The organism is Streptomyces sp. NPDC002868 (genome assembly GCF_055563295.1).
In genome coordinates, this window is record NZ_JBVHDR010000006.1 from 203607 (window position 1) to 223473 (window position 19867).

Below are 19867 nucleotides of genomic sequence, written 5' to 3' on the forward strand. Positions count from 1 at the left end.
ACAACCCAAGGGCACCTCATGCGGCCGCTGCCATACGCCCGCCTCGTGCCAGTCCCGCAACTGCCGCCAGCAGGTCATACCCGAGCCGAAGCCCAGCTGTTTGGGTAGGTACTCCCACTGGATGCCAGCGTGCAGCATAGACAGGATGCCGCACAGCACCCTCGGTCAGGCGAGGGCTTGCAGCCCGGGTACCGGAAGCGCCGCTCGCGCTGCGGCAGCAGCGGCTCCAAGCGGTCCCACAGATCATCCGACACAGTCCACGGCGATGTCCTCACACCGAACCGAACGCTCAACTCCTATGTGGGCAATGGCGGTTTCGTCTTCACGTCTCCTGTGGGTGAGCCCGCTGGTGCCCAGCACGGACTACGACGCGTGGAAGCAGTTACTGGCTGACGCCAAGGTGCGGGACGGCCGCCTGCACGATGCCTGGCACACCGCTGCCACGGTCCTGCTCATCCTCGGCGTCCCGGAACGGGTCGTGATGCAGATCATGGGGTGGTCGTCCACGGCGATGGCGGCCCGCTACCAGCACGTGACGGGCGGCATCCTGGCCGACGTGGCGCAGCAGGTCGGCGGTCTCATCTGGGAGGTGGCCAAGACCACCGATGAGGACAGCCCGGAGGGCTCCGAGGAAGCGCGTTGAGACTGTAGATGAGACTACGGACGTCGAAGGGCCCCACCGCGAACGGTGGGGCCCTTCGACGTCGTGCCCGGTGAGGCACTGGCGGAGGATACGAGATTCGAACTCGTGAGGGGTTGCCCCCAACACGCTTTCCAAGTCTGTTGGTGATCGAGCGGGCCCCATGCGGGGGCGTTCACCTGCGTTCACGGGCGGTTGGCCCGTGGGGCGAGCCTGACTTGCGGTCCCGTCTGAACGGCCATGAACGGGGCTGAATGAGACGGAAACTGAGACGGAGCCCAACGGACGGGAGGCGTGTCAGACCTGTGGTGCATGGTCCCGAGCATGGGATACGAGCTTCACATGACGCGAGCACCGCACTGGTTGGACAGCGAGGAATGCCCCATCACGCTTCACGAGTGGATCGAGTTCGCACACGCCAGTGCGGCACTCCGCGAAGAGGGCTACCTCGATCTGCACAGCGTGGGCCGACAGTCGATGTTCACCTGGGGCAGCTCGGGCGGCGCCGCGGTTGGGCTCCACTGGTTCGAGGGACGAGTGACCTTGTCTGGGGCCCACGCACCTGGTGTGGACCTGGTCGGTCTAGCTGACCTTGCTGCGGAACTGTCGGCGAATCTGATCGGTGACGATGGGGAGCAGTATCAGGGCTCCGGTCGCCGTAGCGGCGGTGAGCGCTGAGCTTGGGAATCACCGATCTTCCGCGACTTTGTGCCTGTCCGACCAGGGCGAACGGGTGCCAGGGTGAAGGGTGGGGCTCTCCATGGCACCCGCCATTGACCGTTGTTCACCGCCCCATCTGGCACGCGTTCTGGCACGGTCGAGACTGATCATCCGAAGCCCGTTGTCAGCGCTGAGGGCTAGCGCTCGGTGCGTTGGGCCGGCCTGGCGCTTGAGCGGCTTTGATCGGTGTCCTGTTCGGGTTGGGGTCAAGAATGGTTACAGACCCTGTGGCTCCGCATGGGGCTGTTCTATGCCCCGTTCCGCCTGGTACGCCTGCCCGCGAGGTCGGTGGGAGCCCGCGCAGTCCGAGGCCAACTGAGCATCTCCAACGGCAGGTTGACCTCCGCTGCCCGGAATCTCAGATACTCCTCAAATCGAACGAATTTACTATACAGACGCTTGGAGTAGTCATACGATCACTGCGTATTACCTCGTCTGTCACGTCCGGACCATGCGGCATGACCAGCCGCGTGTCTAAAAATCCAGGAGGGGAACGTGAACACGAAGCGCAAGATCGCTACGGTCGCTGTGGGGGTTGTGGCCATCGCGGGGCTCGGGATCGGGCCGGCCTTTGCTGAGGGGGGCTGGAGCAGCAGCATCGGGGGGTGGCTTCCGGGCAAGGAGTCGCGTCACTGGCAGGATGGCAACCGCGACAATGTCGCGACGACTGTCAGGTTCTCCGGTTGCTCGGCGAAGGACAGTAATGGCCGCAACAGGTTCGAGTACGCGGGGCTTCAGCTGAAGAAGGAGCGCTCGGGTCTTCCGGACCCGGTGGTTGCTCGGGACAACAACTCCTGCGACACGTCCAACTTCGGCGACAGGGCTGCGGGCGGCTACTACTTCAACTACGCCAATCTGAACGGATTTGACCAGACTGGCTACCACCTGTCGGTCAGCAGCGTGGCTGTCAAGTACTGATCCCTCTGTCAGGGTGCCCGGTCCAGAATGAAGCGGACCGGGCACCCTGCCTCCGTTCGCCGCGTTCCGCGCTCACCCTCTGGACATGCCGTGCCACTTTGCTTCACTGAATGTTCCTTCGCCTACCGTGCGGGCGTCCCTGTCCTTGATGGCCTGACATTGGAGTTCCCCACGGGGTGCACCGTGCTGTTGGGACCCAACGGGGCCGGAAAGTCAACTCTGTTGTCTTTGGGGGCTTCTGTCCTCACCCCGGCCTCCGGGCGGGTGCAGCTGGGGAGGCTGACCAGCACGGAAAGGCGTCACCGTAGTGACTACCGGCGCAGAGTCGGATGGTTGCCTCAGAATGTAAAACCCGTACCGTCGCTGACGGTACGGGAGCAGGCGGCCTATGCCGGTTGGCTGAAGGGCCTGTCGAAGTCTGAGGCGTGGGAACGTTCTGCAAGGGCCCTGGATCAGGTTCGGCTCGCCGAGTTGGCGAAGCGCCGCAGTCATGAGCTGTCCGGTGGTCAGATGCGGCGGCTTGGAATCGCACAGTCGCTGATTCATGACGCACAGGTCGTGTTGCTCGATGAGCCAACGGCCGGCCTCGACCCCGTGCAGCGTGGCGTCTTCCGCGAACTGGTGGCCGAACTGTCGGAATCCGTCAATTTCGTGGTCTCTACCCACCAGACGGAGGACCTAGCCGATATCTACGAAAGCGTCATCGTCTTCGATCAAGGACAGGTGGCATTCCAAGGGACGGTGAGGGACTTCTTCGCGCGGGCCCCCGAAGGTATGCCGGTCGAGCGCCGCGCGGAGAGCGCCTATCGCGGCCTGGTGCGCGGGGAGGTCTGAAGTATGCGTCTGGGGACTCTTCTCCGGTCAGGCCCGGCTGCCTGGGTTGCTCTTGTCATGGTCCCGGTCTTGTTCTGGTTCGGCGTACAGAACACCGAATCAGTGATTCAGTACTGGGAGTCTGCGACTGCACAGTCGCTGATCGTGCTCGGTTTCGTGAGTGCAGGGTGCGGCGCCTGTGCCGCTTGGGAGTCTGCGAGGATTCACCGCGCGGAGGTCGACGGTTGGGCTCCCGTCCGCAGTCGTCTTCACATCGCCTGGTTGCATCTCGGCCCTGTAGCGGTTCTGGGGCTGCTAGGCGTGCTTGCGAGTCTCGTAGCCTTCTCCTCCACTGCTCTGGGGGCGCCTGGCTTCCCTAACCTGGGAATACTGTTCACCGCTTACGCGGTTGTGGTCTCCCATATCGCTCTCGGCTGGCTCGTGGGGCCGTTGATGCCGCGCGTCCTGGGAGCAGCGGTCATGCTCATCTTCGGCTATCTGTGGGGTTTTTGGCCCGCCGCGATTGGTGAGCTGCCCTGGCTTCGACACCTCAACGGCCAGGGGCTGAGCGAGTGCTGCGGCCTTGATCAGACCGTCTCGCTCCGCAGCATGGCCGCCACCTTCGTCTTCTCCGCCGGGCTTGTTGCTGCGGCCTTGATTTCCACTGTCCTCGGTACCAAACACCGACGCCACGTGGGCTATGTCGTGTCGGCGACTGCGCTTGGCACTGTCGGTGCCCTCATCTTGGCTGTGCCGCTCGAGTTCCAGGGAGTGCAGGCTCGGGACCCCGAACTTCGGAGGTGCGCGGGTAAACGTGTCCAGGTATGCGTATGGCCGGAGCAGTACGACAGGGAGGACGACATAGTCCGCTGGGCACAGGACACTGCGAACCGCCTGAGCAGAGTGGGCGTTACCCCGGCGTCGCAAGTCGAGTTCGGGGAACCCCGCCCCAGTGAGAGCGTTGTCCGAGCAACTACGGCGACCAGCGTCCTACCGACCGCACCACCGGACTGTGCTACGAGGCCCGGCGCCGAGTATCCGGGAGATGCTGCGCACAGCGCGATCTATGCCTGGCTGTCGCTGACTTCGGGGGAGCCTAAGGACGAGTTGGTGCGGCACTGGCAGCCCGAGGCCGTGGCCCTCGCCGAACAGGTGCGCCAGCTGTCTGCCGATCAGCAACACGCATGGTATGAGCGCAATATGCGATCCGTTCTGGACTGCTCGGTGAAGCCGGATCTCCGCCCGGCTTCCTTCCAGCAGGCGGGAGAGAAGCAGTCGTGACCTGGTGGCTCCGCGTTCACATGGTGCACGTGTCCTCGGCCTGTGTGCTGGCCTGTTTCATCCTTGCCCCCCTGCTCGCCGGCTCTGCGCTTCCCATTCCCTCGCTGCTGGGCGGCTTCGGGGCCGGAATCCCGCTGCCCCTGGTCCTCCCGGTGGCTCCCGTTTGCGTCCTCCTGCATGCGATGAGCAGAGCCCCTCTGGAGACCAATATCACCGCTGTCCGTCCGGTCTGGTCGTACCGGACGTTCCTGTTCGGATGCGTCGCCTTCACCGCGGTGATACTGGGACTGTGTGAGGCGCAGTGGCTCGACTTCGGCCTTGGCCTTGGCATGGCAAGGAACCTCGTCGGGTACCTCGGCGTGGGCCTGATTGTTCAGCACTTCGTCGGCTCGCTGTATGGCCCGCTAGCCGTCGCTGCTGTCCCTGTACTCTGCGCGCTCATCGGCCTAGGGCCGGGCAGAAGGCCGTATCCGTGGGCATGGCCCCTGCATGAGAGTGCCTCCGTCCTGGCCGCAGCCGCGGCACTCGGCCTCTTTGCTGTTGGAGCAGCCTTGGGACTGAGACGAACTGCGGAGTCACGCCCGTAGCGTCATTTGGAAGTTAGGGCGGTCTTGGTGGTTGACGTGGGAACGGAGCCCGGCGCGAACTGTGAGTGTTGAGGTCACGGTTCGAGGGGGCTCCGTTGTCTGTTCAGTGTGCCACTGCCGGCGTGGTTGCGGTCGGGTCGCGGGTGTGGGAGCCGGGTCTGGACCAGCTGGTGCGGGCCGCCCGGCAGAAGGACAAGGAGAAGCCTTCTGGTGCGGATCTGGTGCAAGGCGCTTAGTGCGGTCTAGACAACAAAGAAGCCCCGGGCTCCTGGCCTGGGGCTTTCTGCTGGAGCGGGTGACGGGAATCGAACCCGCGCTCTGAGCTTGGGAATCACCGCGCTTCTGACGCTCATTGACCGCCTGAACAGCAGTAACGGGTGCCAAGAGACGTCCTGGGGCCCGCCCTGGCACCCGCTGTTGACCGCGGTTTACCGGCTTGACGGGCACGGATCGGGCACGCGGGTCAGCACCGCCTTAGGAGCGTGGTGCCCAGCGCGTGGCGCCAAGCCGAGGAGTGACCGCAATGTGGCCGGGACCCTCCCTTGCGGCAGTCAGCGGGTCTCGTCCTCGCGGTGCGGTCTCGCGCTCTCGGTTGCCACAGTGTGGTCCAGCGATCGCATAATTCTCCTGATCACCATGACCAGGACCACGCCGCCAACGAAAATGGCTGCGATACCTACGTTGGCGGACTCGAAGCGTTGACCGAACAGCTTGAGCAGGGTGTCACCCGTTGCGCCGTACGATACGAAGTAGACAGCTGCGGCCGTGATCCCTAGTACCACAGCGACACATGCGACGATCACAACAAGATAGATACTGCGAGATGCCTCGACGAGCCTGGCCATGAGCCCCCCTTGCTGATGCTGTCGAGAGTCTGACCCAAAACGCACCGAGAGATGCCGGATTAGTCGATTCTGTTACGCGGGCGAACTGCGAAGCTCTCAGCGGCCCGTTCGCGGGCTGCACCAGATCGGCCACCGCGTGCCGAGCCAGGTGGGGCGAGTAGTCCTCGACCGGCAGCTGACCGACTGCGACAGGCGTGGGCTCCAGGCGCTGTGTACAACCACAGTTCACGTGGCTCCCCGCCCGACCTGGCACGGATCTGGCACGCGCCCCCGTTGACACTTGCCTTGTAAGTTCGATCGGACGGGCGTCACGCCACTAGGAGACGCAGGACGCGTGGTCGTCGCGGGCCAGTTGTGGCTGCTGCTGTCTGGCGTCGTTGATGTCAGGCGTGGATGTCAGGGCGGGGGCAGGGATCCTCAGAGATCTGCCGCGCCAGCTCGTCGACGACCTGCGGTACGACTCGTTGAGCGTCTTCGTCTCGCAGGGCCTCGATAAAGGCCTGACGGACTACCGCGTACGGCTGCCCGGAGTGACCGGCACGGGTTCGGTTGACTGCCCGCTCGATCTTCGCCATGTGGGCCGCCACTATCGGCATTGCCTTCTCGTACTCGATCGGGTCCGTGGCCATGGACCCAGCCGATCAGTGTGCGCTGACGGCGTCAAGGCCGGCGGTGTGCCCTGACCTTAGGAATCACTCGCCCAGCGAGGGTAGAACCGGCGCTGACGTGGCAGAACGGTCCGCCTGTGTTTCCCTGATGGGGTTCCGCAGCAGACCCCAACTGACTTTAGTTTGCCGCCTGATCGGGCGCGCATCGGGCACGGGCAAGGCTCTGTCGCAGCGTCGCCAGTCGCTGGTCCTCCGAGCATGTGGCAGCCTCAGGCCCCGGGGTGACCGGAGGCCACAAGGAGGGTCTACCGCTCCAGGTTTCAGGGGTACTTGCGGCGTGGCAGGAGATACCTTCTGGGTTGCATGCTTGACAGGCTTAACTGCGATCGCTGCCAGCTGGGTAACCAGCAAAGGCAACAGGCAAGCTGCTCGAGAACAAGCGCAGCTCTCTGCAGCTGCTCAACGCCGCGATCACCTTCGGGATCTTCGGCGCACAGCTTACCTAAACCTGATTCAACATGCTCAGTCACTCGCCCCGACGGAAAGGACTGTTTCACATCTCTCTCGGACCCCCGTGAGTGAGGAGCGGAACGAAGACCTTAGAAGACATCTCGATACAGCCCGAAAAGGTCACTACGAATTCCTCGGATTTATGCGTGTGATATCACTTGAAGGACCAGCTCAGGTCAACGAGTGCGCCGAGGATCTAGGAAATTTCATAAATCAGTACTGTGTGACCCTCGAAAGTCTAATCAATGGGGACCAGGACGCTCCAGTGCGCTTGGCCGCTGTTTTCGAGGAGGCTGCGCATGCACTGCAACGCTTCATAGAGGAAGCCGGTGTCGCGCTCCAGGAGACTTAGCACGCTCCAACTGGCAGAGTACTCAGCCTGCCGCCTGCCGCGCCCTGTCGTCTAAGGAAGAGGGCTGCGTTAGGCCCGCATACTTCGTGATGACGAACTCAGCCTGCGCATCCTGCGCTGGCCCACCGATTAGCTGCTTAGGAAGCTCTCATAGCCAGAGAACTCACCGCTGGCCGCACCCAATGACACCTGCTTTAGGAGTTCGATCGGGCGGCCTACACAAAGCCCCGGCACTTGTATCAGTACACCGTTCGCGACCGTCTCAGGCTGCCCGTGTCCGCTGCCGTTGATGTCAAGTGGTGATGTCAGGAATCGGAGTGCCCTTGAGAGGCACCCGCATCGCGGTTCGTAGGGCTTCGAGTTCGGTTCGGGGACGGCCACCCGCCATCCCCCCGCTCCCCACTGATCGCCTACCGATCGGGCAGAGGAAAGGCACGGTCTTGCTCATCACGCTCGGCCTTCTCTAGGGCCCGATGGCCCGGCCGCGCCGCCGATCTGCGCCAGCCTGTGACCGCTATGACGGTGACCACCACGAGCAGAGGGGTGAGCAGGGAAGCACCCAAAATGACAACAACGAACAACAACCCAAGCGTTTCCATGGAACCCCCTCTCCGGGGAGCGTACTCGGCCTGGGCCGTCGGAGTGAGGTCGGCGGTGTCTCAATGGGCGAGTCAGGCCCCGTAGGCGGTGCCCAGTCGGCTGACCACCGCCTTACAAGAAGGGGCGTTGAGGCTCTGCGTCGAGCTGCGAGAACCCTACGAGGGCATGCTCCGACCTTCGGGGCCGTCAGGAACCCTGACTTCCATCTGGCACGGCTGTGGCACGGAGTACTTCTGATCCGTAGCTCTAGCCAGATCGGTCAGCGACGGTCATACCGGCCGCTTGGAGGCCCCGAAGGATCGCTACCGGACGGGTTCGGTTGCTGTGGTTGCTGTACTTCGCTGCTGTACCGAGCGGCCGGGGTAGCCGTAGTGCCATCCACTGCGCCCCCGCCGTGACGTTCCAATGGACCGACGGTACATAAGTCGGGAGAGGCGCCCGAGGAGAACAAGGAAGCGCTCTGAGGTTGGAGCACTCCCTCACATGTCAGGTGCGCGGGTGCGCACCTGTGATCACCGGTGGTTGGAGTCGAATTTGTCGTCGATGTCTGGGATCCAGAAACAGATCTCCAACGTCTTCAGGCGGTCCCAGTGCCGCGCACGGCGCCCTTGTCTGATTGCGGCAGTCAGGCTCACAAGTAGCAGTGCCGCACAGCCTCCTGCCAGCACACGGTGGGGTCCCACGACGAGCTCGATCACCGCGACGACGAGCGCGAACACCAGGGCGAGGGCCGAGTTCCGCAGCATCAACGCGAGGCCTTGCAGCCGAGTGATCTCGCCCGCTGCCTCCTTGTTGTGGAGTTCCACCGCAGCCAACAGCAGAGATGCATCAGTGCGCACGAAGGCTCGGTCCCGGGCCTCGGGCACTCTGGCCTCGAATTCAAGACGAGCGTTCTCGACACTCCAGTTCCAACGCGGTGCCACCTTGTCCAGGAGGGCACTCAGAGGATAGGCGAGATGCCCCAACAGGTAACTGGCAACAGCGACTCCGAGCACCTGTAGCACTGACGGTGCCGAGGCCAGAGTTGTGAGATCGATGATGTTCAAGCGGGCGAGCACGTAAACGATCAGGGACAGATGCAGTGCTCCGGGTATCCCATAGGTGAACAGATCGAAGATGCCTACAGCTAAGGTCACGATGCTCCCCCTGACTCGCCAAGGCCCCTGACTCTAGTGAGTAGAGGCCAGGCATGGTTCTGATGAGTCGCGAGCTTCCCTGCCCCAGGACGCCCAGCTTGCCTGCACCGCCGCACACCCCAATTGACCGTGGGTGACCCCTCGATCTGGCACGCGGCCCCCGCAGACAGCTGCCTTGTACGTTCGATTGGGTGAGCGTCGCGGGCCTGGATGGCCGCATGTGCGGGGCTGCGCCTGCTGCACCGAGAACCGTCGGCATTCGCTCGAATCTGATGTCGTTGATGTCAGCCGTAGATGTCACAGGCCGCCCGCGCCTGCGGCCGGTGAGAGGTTCGGGCCCCGACCTAAGCCGGGGCCCGTGGTGCTCAGCTCTCGCAGTAGTCGAGGAACTCGGCGGGGTCGTAGCCGGAGTTCTCATCCGGGCAGAGCGTGACGTCCTCGGGGTCGACGGAGTGCGGGTTGGGAACCAGGCCGTTGTTGCACTCGGGGTTGGGGCAGGTCATGGTGTGCTCCTTCGAGGTCGGGGCCGTTGTCCTGATGGGCTCCGCCCAGCACGGTTCTTGTCGGGCGTCAAGATGGAGCACTCCACGACTGAACGATCTTGACGCCCGACAAGGTTCGTGCTGCCCTTGGGCATCAGGACAGCGGAACCGACCGGCAGCCACCCCCACCGTGCCGACCTGCGACCACAGCCGGACGCCCGCCGACCACAGTCACCACAGCACCCCCGACGCGGCACCCCGAACGGTCCGCAGGTGTGCACGCGGTCGGCGGAACGACTTTGGCCGGGAGCTGCTTTGGCGCGAGTGATCATGGCTCCGTAAGCTTCCGGCGCGTCGGGCAGTCTGTGGACCTGCCCGGTAAAGCACGACGTTGGGGCCATGATCTTCGAGGCTCGCGCCAAAGTGGCTGGCTAAAGTCGTGGAGCCGACCGCCCCAGCCGCAGCGGGTTTCCCCTCGTCCGCCCGCAGCACGTAGCGCGCCGCCGGGCGCGGCCAGCCGGGGCGGAGACAGGAGGCAGGCCGCGCCGCAGAGGCGGCGCGCGCCCGCGCCGTGCGCGGGCCTTGAGTAAGTGAAGAAGGTTTGGACCGAACCGCGCTGTCAGCTGCGGACGGCGCGGAGCGCGCGAGGACTGTCGGCGGTGATGCGGTAGGAGAGTTGGGCCTGGCTGCCGCTGGTGCGCAACTCTTCGAGGAGCAGGGGCTGGTACTCGGTGCCGTGGGTGACGCGCATGGTGTGCATGACCGGTGTGGCGTCGGGGAGCTCCAGGGCGCTGCGCTCGTCGGCCTGGGGCATGCGCGCGCGTACGGTCTCGGACCAGGTGAGCTTCTGGCCGGCGGTCGCGAGGGCGGCGTAGATCTCCTCCAGCGCGGTGTCTGGGGCCTCGGCGAGGGCTGGCACATTCTCCGCGGTAGCGAATGGGATCAGTACGCGGTGGAGTGCTCGGGTCTGGGTGACTTGGTGGACCAGCACACGGTCGACGCCGAAGAGCGCTTCGCCCTCGCTGAGTTCGAGCAGTGGGCCAGTTGTGTCGGTGGTCGTGGTCCGGTAGACGGTCGGTTCCTGTACCTGTTCCCACGGGGTGGCATCGGGAGCGTAGGTCTTGCCAGTGCGAGTGATCGACCGGTCGATCGTGAGCGGCGGCGTCGGCGCGCCCTTCACGAAGCTTCCCTTCCCGTGCCTCACTTCGATGAGCCCTTCGGCCCGCAGCGCCGCGATGGCATTGCGCACGGTTGGGCGGCTGACCTCGTAGCGCTCGATGAGCTGAGACTCCGAGGGGAGCGGAGCGCCCGGCGGGAAGTCCCCGTCCGCGATGCCTTGCCTGATGGCGGCGGCGACCTGCTGGTACAGCGGTCCGGGGCGCTCGATGCCTGCCATGTCTGTGGGCCTTCCGCTCGTGGACGCGGGGTCGCTGCGGGCGGATGACGCCCGTCGTGTTACGTCACTCGTCAGCATAAGTGCTCGTGTTCGGCCGTCAAGTCATGCATGGGTTGTCACTCGTCAGTACGAGTGACGTCAGTCGAACCTCTGGCGTCTGAGTGGCCAAGGAGGCCAACCACCCATGCAGTCCATACCTGTGGACACGTCCCGGCTCGGCGTACTGCGGTGCGCTGTCGGCCCGGAGGCGAAGGTCAGCAACTTCGAGACCAAGGAGGTGAAGAAGGACCGTGACGGCAACACGATCTACACCGTGGCTGTCATGGTCCGGCAGGAAGGTCGCCGGGTATCGGTGATCGAAATCTCGGTGTCCGGCGAACCGAAGGGCGTCACCGAGGGGACGGAAGTACGAGTAACCGGCCTTGATGCGTTCGCCTGGGCGATGGGAGATAGGCACGGAATCAGCTTCCGCGCTGCTGCCATCACGCCAGCGCCCGCGGCAGGAGCGGCGGGAACTGCCGCTGCCGGTAAGGCGGGTGGCGTGTGATGGGACCCATCCTGCTCGCGTTCGCACTCGCCGCACTGGCGTGGCTGCTGGTCGCCGGGTCGGCGCTCAAACAACGGCACTCGGTGTGGTTCTGGTACCTCACCGGCTACCCGGTCACTGCGGTGCGGGTGCTCTTCACCTGGCGCAGGGTAGCTGAGATCAATGGCCTCACGGTCGCACGCAAGCCCGCACGTCGGGTCTTCGGGGACCTGGAGGTGCGCGGTGAGCCGCTGCGACCGATCACCCCTCGCATCTCCTTTCCCCGCGCCACACCCACCGGCTTGAGTCTGGTGGTGCGGTTACGTCCGGGGCAGACGCCGGGGCCGTTCATCGCTGCGGCCGACGCGCTGATGCACGCCTGGCGTGTGCACGGGGTGCGCGTGACCTCGCCCGAGCGAGGAACCGTGCTGATCACCGCCACCGCCCGTGACCCGCTGGAGCGGCCTGGCCTTGTCTCCGCGCCGGCTGAACTGCTCTGCGCGCTTCTGGGAGCGCTGGAGTCCGGCGGGGCCTGGGTGATGAACCTGCGAGAGGTTCCGCACTGGCTGATCACTGGTGCGACTCGCTCGGGCAAGTCCACTCTCCTCGCCCGGCTGGTGACCCAGCTCGCCCCGCAGCGTGTGGCGTTGGTGGTCATCGACTGCAAGGGGGGCATGGAACTGGGGCTGTTCGGCAGTCGGCTTTCCGCGCTGGCGACCAGTCGGCATGAAGCGGTGGCCATCCTGGGTGCGCTGGTGGTCGAGATACAGGCGCGGATGGAGGTCTGCCGTGCGGCTGGTGCCCGTTCCATTTGGGAGCTGCCCGAGTGCGAGCGACCGGTGCCCGTGGTCGTGATCGTCGACGAGATCGCGGAGCTGTATCTGGCCGACGGCTCTCGCCAGAGCAAGGCAGAAGCGGAACAATGCTCCACCTACCTGCTGCGACTGGCCCAACTCGGCGCGGCACTCGGCTTCCATCTCGTGGTGGCCGGTCAGCGGGTGGGCTCTGACCTCGGTCCCGGGGTCACCGCGCTGCGGGCTCAATTGGCTGGACGGATCTGCCACCGGGTCAACGACGCGGGCACGGCAGAGATGACGCTGGGCGACCTCAACCCGGACGCCGTTGCCGTGGCGCAGTCGATCACGCCAGAGGAACGCGGCGTGGCGGTGTGCACTGGCATCGACGGTGGCTGGGGGCGGGCTCGCTCGCACCTCACGACCACAGCAGAGGCCAAGAAGACCGCCACTGCCTACAAGGACCGGACTCCCGAACTGTCGGGCCTGAGCCGCTCCCTGGAAGTGCTGGACGGAGGTGAGAGCTGATGACTGAGGAAGCGGCGATTCCCTTCGCGCTGGTCTTCGGGATCATCGCGGTCCTCCTGGTCCGCTCCCGTGACGTGAAGGCGTGGGAAGCGGTCATGATCGGCCTGTTTGGGCTCTACCTCGGCCAGACGCCGGTGATCTTCACCGTGGATGGGCTCGTGACCTGGCTCTTCTCCGGATTCACTCACACCTGACAGGGAGTCCTATGCCGATGCGCCGTGTGCGCTGCCCTGTCTGCAAGGGCGAGCGCTACCGCAGGACCCGGACCGGACACCGACGGCGCTGCCGCTGCTGCCGGGGCACCGGAACCATCCGCTGACCTGATCTGACCATTCAAGACACCGACCGACAGGAGAAATCGCCATGGACACAGCCCACCCATCATCCGTCCGTGCCGCCTCGGCGGCTCAACAAGGGATGTCCCCACCATCACCGCCGAGATCACCTCGGCTGACAGGCGCGCCGTGCTCGACCGCGCGGCGCGTCTGCGTCAGCTCACCGAAGTCGACCGAGACGTCATCCGCCTTGCGCAAGACTCCCAGTTCGCCCGCTGGTTGGAGCAGGTCACCGCGACCGGCGGCTGTGCCCACCCCATCCACCTCACGGGCGCAACGACCGTTCGGGACACGTACAGCGGCGAGATCCTGCACCACTACGGCACGGGTGCAGAGCCTGGCGAACGACTGCTCGTCCGCTGCCGCAATCGGCGCGCCACCGTGTGTGCTCCTTGCTCCCGCCTCCATGCGGGGGACACCTTCCACTTGGTGCGGGCCGGCCTCGTAGGTGGCAAGGCTGTCCCCGCCGATGTACGGCAGCATCCCCGGCTCTTCGTCACGCTTACTGCCCCCGGCTTCGGGCCGGTGCACCGCGTCACCGCCGAGACAGAACGCTGCCGTCCGCGTCGGGACGCTGCGCGCTGCGAGCACGGGCGCGCTTCTCGCTGTCCTTGCCGTCACACGGCCGCAGATCCCCTCGTCGGCCAGCCGCTCTGCTGCGACTGCTACGACTACGCGGGCCGCGTCGTGTGGCATGCCCATACCGGGGAGCTATGGGCGCGGTTCGCCCGTGGTGTCCGCCGCGTCCTGGCCTCGTCTGCCGGGCTGGTGCAGACGCGATTCCCTGAGCACGCCCGACTGTCCTTCGCCAAGGTCGCCGAGTACCAACGGCGGGCGGCCATCCACGTCCACGCGGTCGTGCGCCTGGATGGCCCGAGCGGTCCCCACGACCCGCCTCCGCCGTGGGCAACCGCCGGCGCCCCCACCGATGCCGTGCGCGCTGCCGCGAAGGCTGTCACCGTTCACAGCTCCCACAGTCCGGCGATCGGGGAACGCGCCCTGCGGTGGGGCGTTCAACTCGACGCCCGGCCGCTGCGTGCCTCCGGCGACGTGGAAGGACCCGAAGATGCCGCGGTCGCCGCCTATGTGGCCAAATACGTCACCAAGGGCGCGGCCGACACAGCCGCCGGCACCGACTACCGACTGACCTCCGCGGGCGACATAGAGACCGTGGTCGTCTCCCCGCATGTGCGATGTCTCATGCGCGCGTGCTGGCGTCTCGGCGGCCTCCGGGAGTTCGAGCCGCTGCGGCTTCGAGCCTGGGCTCACACTCTCGGCTACCGGGGCCACATCCTCACCAAATCCCGTGCCTACTCGACCACGTACGCCAGCCTGCGCGCCGAACGCGCCGAGCACGAGCGGACTGCTGTCGGCATCGATGTGCCCCAGGACCCCGGCACGGCCACCGACGCACACTGGCGCTACATCGGCTCCGGCCACACGCCCGGCGCGGCACTTTATCGCCGCCGGAATCGCCGAAGACCTCGCCCGAAACCGGGAGATCGCATCCGCAGAGCACAAGGCGGAGCGGCGCAGGAGGCGGGGAAACTGAGCGCACAGCGACGTGACAGAGCGGCGGAGCGAGCACGACATCTGGAACGCGTCTGCTCCCGCTTCCCGAGAACGATCAGCCCGGAAAACGCCCGCCGGCTGGCTCACCTGCTCAGACCTCCCGGCGACAACCAGACCAGATAGCAAGATGGGCTCGCCTGACCGCGGGCCCATCGTCCATCCCCTCACCGACCGTCAGAGCGGGTTCGGATCTATCTCCACCCGTCCGAAGTCGAAGTACCGCCCCTTTGTGCTCGGCTCGGCGATGATCACCGCGTTGAACAGGAAGCGCAGCACCGCGTTCATGCGGTCGTACTCCTTGGCCTTCACCAGCTCCGCCCACCCCTTCTCGGCGTTCGGCCCGACCAACCCTCGAAGAACCTCGACTGCCGGGCGGACGACCAGCTTGCGCTCGATCTTCGCGATGCGCTCCTCGACCGTCTTCTTCATGGCGCGGTATTCCTGGGTCTTCAGTTCGCGGCTGTTCCACATGTCCTTGAGCTCGGCCAGCTCTTCCCGGTCGGCGACGATCGCTGCCTGATCCTCGCGTGAAAGTACGGCGGCCTCTTCCTGGCCGGTCACGTCAAGGCGTTCCAGTAGATTGATCGCGGCGTCGGTCACGAACTGCTCCAGTGGTGCGCCGCTGGCAGTTCGGTAGCAGCGCAGGGAGTCGGACCGGGCCGCGCGATTGCACATGTACTTGCCGCCGCTTCCGCCCATCCGGTTGCCGCAGCCCTTGCAGACGACCAGACCGCGAAGAATGTACGGGTGCTTGGGCGCCGACTGGCCCCAGCTCGCTGCAGTGCGGTAGCTGCGGCGCTCCTGTACCTCGTCCCATGTGCCCCGAGGGATGATCGCCGACCACTCGCCGTGGCCCAGCTCCTGACCGCGGAAGACGCGGATTCCGGCTACGTGGCGGCTGTCCAGGATCGCCCGCACGTTCCAGGTGTTCCACTCCCCGCCAAGGGCAGTCGACTCGCCTCGCTGGTTGAGGTCCACAGCGATGCATGTGGTCGTCTCCCCGTCGAGGTACCGCGAGAAAATCTCGCGCACGATCTCCGCTTCTGCGGGAATGATGGCCGTGCCGCTCTTGTCGTAGCCGTACCGCCGTTTTCCGGTGTGCGGCTTGCCGTCCTGAGCGCGGTCGATCAGTGCGTCTTTGAGTCGTCGGGAGGTGTCGTCGCTGGACCTGCAAGCGTGCGCTACCTCGATGCGCAGAAAGAACCGGTCGTCTGGGTCGGCAAGATCCCGTTGGTTTGCCTGACCGTGCAGGTTGATGCTGTTGTCGTCCGCGATCTGGAGAAGTTCCTCAAGGTCGCGCGGCTGCCTCATCAGCCGGTCCGGGTGGTAGGTGAGGATGTGCCGGATGCCTCCGGACCGTGCGGCATCGAGTAGGGCATCCCACCCCTTCCGCTTCCGGTTGCGCTGCCACGCCGATCGGTTGTTGTCCACGAAGACCATGTGCTGATCGACCGTCACACCGAGACGCTGCGCGATGTCACGGCAGATACGCTCTTGTCGGTCGACACCGGTTTGATCGTCGTCGTTGACGTGCGAAATCCGGCAGTAGATCGCCGCCGGTTCCCCTGTCCAGTCGGTACGACTGCGCTTGTCCCGCTGCGACCCGGCTATTCGGGCCAGCCTGCGGAGCCGTTCCGAGTCATTGTTGACCTGCGAATCCTCGTTGACCGGGTCCATGAGAAAAGGCTATGAAGAAGTCATGACAACGCTCAAGTCCAAGCTGCACGAAGACCTCACCGAGGCGATCAGGGCGCGCGACGAACTGCGCTCCTCCACGCTCCGGCTGACCCTCGCCGCGATCACCAAGGAGGAGGTCTCGGGCAAGACGGCCCGCGAGCTCTCCGACGACGAGGTGCAGAAGGTGATCGCCAAGGAGGCGAAGAAGCGCCGCGAGGCCGCGGAGGCCTTCGCCCAGGGCGGCCGCCCCGAGCAGGCCGAGCGGGAGCAGGCTGAGGGCGTGCTGCTCGATGCGTACCTGCCGCAGCAGCTGACCGACGACGAGCTCGGCGCCATCGTCGCGCAGGCCGTCGAGGAGGCGAAGGCCGCGGGCGCCGAGGGCCCGCGCGCCATGGGCGCCGTCATGAAGATCGTGAACCCGAAGGTGGCGGGACGCGCCGAGGGCGGCCGGGTGGCCGCCGCGGTGAAGCAGCTCCTCGCAGGCTGACGGAGGTTACGGGATGTACGAGATGAGGGGGACCCGGCCACCGGCCGGGTCCCCCTCATCGTGATCCTCTGCGCGCGAACCGCCCTACGGCCAGTTGCCGCCGCCGCCGTTGCTCTGGCCGCGGTTGTTCCCGCCGCCGATCAGGTCCGGCGGGATCGAGATCCCGGGCCACGGCTGCTGCCCGCCGTTGCCCTGGCCGCGGTTGTCACCGGGCTTGCCGTCACCCGGCTTCTTCTTGTCGTCCTTCTTCGGCGGGTCCGGGATCACGACGCTGTTGAACGCAGGAGCGGGCTGCCCGTCCAGGGCACCGGTCATCGCGTCCTTCCAGATCGGTCCGGGGACCTGACCGCCGAACACCTTGGCGTGGTACTGACCGCCGATGGTGATGTTCTCCATCTCCACCTGCTGGCTGGGGCTGCCGACCCACACGGCTCCGGACAGGTTCGGGGTGTAGCCGACGAACCAGGCGTTCCTCCGGCCGTCCGTCGTACCGGTCTTGCCCGCGTTGTCACGGCTCTGGAGACCGGCCTGCTGACCCGTACCGGAGTCGACCACTCCGCGCAGCAGCGTGTTGATGGTGTCGGCCGTCCGCTCGCTCATGGCCTTGCCGCAGGTGGAACTCGGCACCTCGAGGCTCTTGCCGTCGGCCGTCCTGATGGACTCGATGGCGGTCGGGGTGCAGTACGTGCCGCGGTTGGCGAAGGTCGCGTACGCGTTGGCCATGGTCAGCGGTGAGATGCCGGTGGAGCCCAGAGTGAGCGGGGAGGGCTCCTCGGGGAGCTTCTTGCCGTTGCCCTGCACCACACCGAGCTTCTGGGTCATCTCCATGACCGGGCACAGACCTATGTCGGCGATCATCTGCACGAAGTAGGTGTTGACCGACTTCGCCATCGCCTCCTTGAGGGCGTACGGGCCCACCTCGGCCTTGTTCTCGTTCTCCAGACGCTGCTTGTTGTCGATGTTGACCCAGGGCTTTCCGCTGCAGGTCGGGATCGACGACGGGTACGGCATCTGGTACGGCGCCGGATACATCTGCGTCGGCGGCTTGCCCTGCTCTATGGCCGCCGAGGCGACGAACGGCTTGAAGGTCGAGCCGACCGGGAAGCCGTAGTTCGAGCCGCCCATGCCCTGGTTGACCGAGTAGTTTATCTGGGTCTCGGTCTTGCCGAAGCCGTACGGCCGGGACTGGCCCATCGCCATGATCTTGCCGGTGCCGGGCTGGACCATCGTCACCGCGGTGGCGACATTGTCCGTCTGGTAGACGTGTTTCTTGATCGATTTCTGCGCCGACCGCTGTGCCTGCGGGTCCAGAGTCGTCTTGATCGTCAGACCGCCCTGGTTCCAGACCTTGGCCCGGGCCTCCTTGGTCTTTCCGAAGACCGGGTCGGAGAGGAACACCTCGCGTACGTAGTCGCAGAAGAAGCCCGCGCCGTTGGCGGCCGTGATGCAGCCGTTCTTCGGCTTGCTGACCTTCAGCTCGACCGGGGTCGCCATCGCCCGCTCGGCTTCCTCCTGCGAGATGTCGCGGACTTGGGCCATGCGCTGCAACACGATGTTGCGACGCTTGGTCGCCTCCTGTGTGTCATTGACCGGGTCGTAGCGGCTGGGGGACTGGACGATGCCCGCGAGCATCGCCGCCTCCTCCAGCTTCAGGTCCTTGGCCGACTTTGAGAAGTAGCGCTGGGACGCCGCCTCGATGCCGTACGCCTGCTGCCCGAAGAAGGTGATGTTGAGGTAGTTCTCGAGGATCTTCTTCTTGCCCAGCTCTTCCTCGACCTGGATCGCGAACTTCAGTTCCTGGATCTTGCGGCCGAGCGTCTGCTGGGTGGCCTGGGCGACCTTGTCGGGGTTGTCGCCGGCCTCCTCGACGAAGACGTTCTTCACATACTGCTGGGTGAGGGTGGAGGCGCCCTGGGAGACGCCGCCCGACTGGGCGTTGCGGTTCAGCGCGCGCAGGACGCCCTTGAGGTCGATCGCGCCGTGCTCGTAGAAGCGCGAGTCCTCGATCGCGACGATCGCCTTCTGCATGTACGGGGAGACGTCCTTGAGCGGCACCACCGTGCGGTCGCGGGAGTAGACCGTGGCGATCTGCCCGCCCTTCGAGTCCAGGATGGAGGTGCGCTGGCTCAGCGGGGGCGTCTTGAGGTTGGCGGGGATCTCGTCGAATCCCTGGACCGTTCCCTTGGCCGCGAGCCCCAGCGCACCGGCGGCGGGCAGGGCGATGCCTGCCAGCACCGCTCCGGAGAGCACGCTGACACCGAGGAACTTGGCGGCCTGCTGGGTCCCGGTCAGACCTCCGCCCGAGCGCTTCTTTGGCATGGGGGCAGCCTACGTTCTCATTCGCCGGACACGCGTATAGGCCTTGGCCTAAGCTGCTCTCAACTGTCACAGCTGTGCGGTTTCGCATCAAGGCCTCCCCACAACTTCCGCCGTACCCGAACCTGGCGGACCCCTGTCCGAATCCGCCTCATGCGTCGTTCGACGTCCGTTGTGACCCAACTGAACTGTCCCGCTTTGTCGGGATAGTCGTGTATGCCCCCAGCTCACTCCCCTGGGTGATCTGCCGCGTACCCATAGTCCGTTCGGGCCATTCAAGATTGGGCCCGAAGGGGGTGTTGCGCTGTGCCCACCTTCCGTAACGTCCTCAACTGGCAGCGGTGAATATGCCGCTGCCGCCGTGGGGGAGCCTCGATTCGGGAGAGGACGGCGCCGGCATGGGCTGGGTAACCGACTGGAGTGCGCAGGCAGCCTGCCGCACTACCGATCCGGATGAACTGTTCGTACAAGGGGCAGCGCAGAACAGGGCCAAGGCGGTGTGCACCGGTTGCCCGGTGCGGACCGAGTGCCTTGCCGATGCACTCGACAACCGTGTCGAGTTCGGCGTATGGGGGGGTATGACCGAGCGGGAGCGGCGCGCACTGCTGCGCAGGCGTCCCACGGTCACCTCCTGGCGCAGACTGCTCGAAACAGCGCGTACGGAGTACGAGCGCAGCGCGGGCATCCTGCCCGTGGGCCTCGACGACGACGAGACATACGAGACGTACGCGGCGGTGGGATAGC

General features: G+C 65.6%; 18 protein-coding genes and 2 pseudogenes. 12 read left to right on the plus strand and 8 right to left on the minus strand.

All coding sequences use genetic code 11. The features are described from left to right. Window positions 1-6 precede the first annotated feature (6 nt). Window positions 7-275, minus strand: a pseudogene (locus ACZ3H8_RS20165) (transposase); the annotation flags it as partial. Window positions 276-352: 77 nt separating this feature from the next. On the opposite strand from ACZ3H8_RS20165, the pseudogene ACZ3H8_RS20170 reads away from it, so the two are divergent. From ACZ3H8_RS20170 to ACZ3H8_RS20195, 6 genes and pseudogenes are all read left to right on the plus strand, one after another. Continuing rightward, window positions 353-643, plus strand: a pseudogene (locus tag ACZ3H8_RS20170) (tyrosine-type recombinase/integrase); the annotation flags it as partial. Window positions 644-964: 321 nt separating this feature from the next. Next, a complete protein-coding gene (locus ACZ3H8_RS20175; RefSeq protein WP_467403649.1) occupies window positions 965-1318 on the plus strand; it encodes a hypothetical protein in 354 nt (117 codons plus the stop codon). Window positions 1319-1855: 537 nt separating this feature from the next. After that, window positions 1856-2278, plus strand: a complete 423-nt coding sequence (locus tag ACZ3H8_RS20180; protein ID WP_467403651.1) for a hypothetical protein — start codon at window positions 1856-1858, stop codon at window positions 2276-2278. Between the two features lie 27 nt (window positions 2279-2305). Further along, window positions 2306-3112 carry an ATP-binding cassette domain-containing protein gene (locus ACZ3H8_RS20185; RefSeq protein ID WP_467403653.1) on the plus strand — a complete coding sequence of 269 codons (807 nt, stop codon included), beginning with the start codon at window positions 2306-2308 and terminating at the stop codon, window positions 3110-3112. Between the two features lie 69 nt (window positions 3113-3181). Further along, a complete protein-coding gene (locus tag ACZ3H8_RS20190; RefSeq protein ID WP_467403654.1) occupies window positions 3182-4372 on the plus strand; it encodes a DUF7224 domain-containing protein in 1191 nt (396 codons plus the stop codon). Further along, the gene (locus ACZ3H8_RS20195) at window positions 4369-4959 is read left to right on the plus strand and encodes a hypothetical protein (protein WP_467403656.1); all 591 of its coding nucleotides are present in this window, start codon (window positions 4369-4371) and stop codon (window positions 4957-4959) included. Before ACZ3H8_RS20190 ends, ACZ3H8_RS20195 begins: the two co-directional genes overlap by 4 nt. Window positions 4960-5510: 551 nt before the next feature. Here the strand turns inward: ACZ3H8_RS20195 and ACZ3H8_RS20200 are convergent. From ACZ3H8_RS20200 to ACZ3H8_RS20220, 5 genes are all read right to left on the minus strand, one after another. Continuing rightward, window positions 5511-5804, minus strand: coding sequence for a hypothetical protein (locus ACZ3H8_RS20200; RefSeq protein WP_467403658.1), 294 nt, complete (start codon window positions 5802-5804; stop codon window positions 5511-5513). 383 nt (window positions 5805-6187) lie between these two features. Beyond that, a complete protein-coding gene (locus ACZ3H8_RS20205) occupies window positions 6188-6433 on the minus strand; it encodes a hypothetical protein (protein ID WP_389230011.1) in 246 nt (81 codons plus the stop codon). Window positions 6434-8386: 1953 nt separating this feature from the next. Further along, window positions 8387-9010: a hypothetical protein gene (locus tag ACZ3H8_RS20210; RefSeq protein ID WP_467403660.1), complete on the minus strand. Its 624-nt coding sequence runs from the start codon at window positions 9008-9010 to the stop codon at window positions 8387-8389. A 365-nt stretch (window positions 9011-9375) separates the two neighbouring features. Continuing rightward, complete coding sequence (locus ACZ3H8_RS20215) at window positions 9376-9513, minus strand: hypothetical protein (protein WP_467403662.1); 138 nt, start codon at window positions 9511-9513, stop codon at window positions 9376-9378. A gap of 598 nt (window positions 9514-10111) precedes the next feature. Continuing rightward, window positions 10112-10888, minus strand: a complete 777-nt coding sequence (locus tag ACZ3H8_RS20220) for a GntR family transcriptional regulator (protein WP_467403664.1) — start codon at window positions 10886-10888, stop codon at window positions 10112-10114. A 184-nt stretch (window positions 10889-11072) separates the two neighbouring features. Between ACZ3H8_RS20220 and ACZ3H8_RS20225 the strand changes: the two genes are divergently transcribed. The 4 genes from ACZ3H8_RS20225 to ACZ3H8_RS20240 all read left to right on the plus strand — a co-directional run bounded on the left by ACZ3H8_RS20225 (window position 11073) and on the right by ACZ3H8_RS20240 (window position 14766). Beyond that, window positions 11073-11435: an SCO3933 family regulatory protein gene (locus ACZ3H8_RS20225; protein WP_467403666.1), complete on the plus strand. Its 363-nt coding sequence runs from the start codon at window positions 11073-11075 to the stop codon at window positions 11433-11435. Beyond that, entirely contained in the window at window positions 11435-12736 is a 1302-nt protein-coding gene (locus ACZ3H8_RS20230) for an FtsK/SpoIIIE domain-containing protein (RefSeq protein ID WP_467404085.1), read from the plus strand. The genes ACZ3H8_RS20225 and ACZ3H8_RS20230 overlap by 1 nt, the downstream gene beginning before the upstream one ends. After that, the gene (locus tag ACZ3H8_RS20235) at window positions 12736-12930 is read left to right on the plus strand and encodes a hypothetical protein (protein ID WP_467403668.1); all 195 of its coding nucleotides are present in this window, start codon (window positions 12736-12738) and stop codon (window positions 12928-12930) included. Before ACZ3H8_RS20230 ends, ACZ3H8_RS20235 begins: the two co-directional genes overlap by 1 nt. Before the next feature lie 270 nt (window positions 12931-13200). Then, entirely contained in the window at window positions 13201-14766 is a 1566-nt protein-coding gene (locus ACZ3H8_RS20240) for a replication initiator (protein WP_467403670.1), read from the plus strand. A gap of 51 nt (window positions 14767-14817) precedes the next feature. Here ACZ3H8_RS20240 and ACZ3H8_RS20245 read toward each other — a convergent pair whose 3' ends face one another. Further along, on the minus strand, window positions 14818-16320 hold the full coding sequence (locus ACZ3H8_RS20245) for a recombinase family protein (RefSeq protein ID WP_467403672.1): 1503 nt from the start codon (window positions 16318-16320) through the stop codon (window positions 14818-14820). A 22-nt stretch (window positions 16321-16342) separates the two neighbouring features. Here ACZ3H8_RS20245 and ACZ3H8_RS20250 point away from each other — a divergent pair, with 22 nt between their 5' ends. Further along, window positions 16343-16807 carry a GatB/YqeY domain-containing protein gene (locus tag ACZ3H8_RS20250; protein WP_356227441.1) on the plus strand — a complete coding sequence of 155 codons (465 nt, stop codon included), beginning with the start codon at window positions 16343-16345 and terminating at the stop codon, window positions 16805-16807. An 84-nt stretch (window positions 16808-16891) separates the two neighbouring features. On the opposite strand, the gene ACZ3H8_RS20255 is transcribed toward ACZ3H8_RS20250, so the two are convergent. Next, on the minus strand, window positions 16892-19126 hold the full coding sequence (locus ACZ3H8_RS20255) for a transglycosylase domain-containing protein (protein ID WP_467403674.1): 2235 nt from the start codon (window positions 19124-19126) through the stop codon (window positions 16892-16894). Window positions 19127-19521: 395 nt separating this feature from the next. On the opposite strand from ACZ3H8_RS20255, the gene ACZ3H8_RS20260 reads away from it, so the two are divergent. Further along, window positions 19522-19866: a WhiB family transcriptional regulator gene (locus ACZ3H8_RS20260; protein WP_177149633.1), complete on the plus strand. Its 345-nt coding sequence runs from the start codon at window positions 19522-19524 to the stop codon at window positions 19864-19866. Window position 19867: the final 1 nt, after the last annotated feature.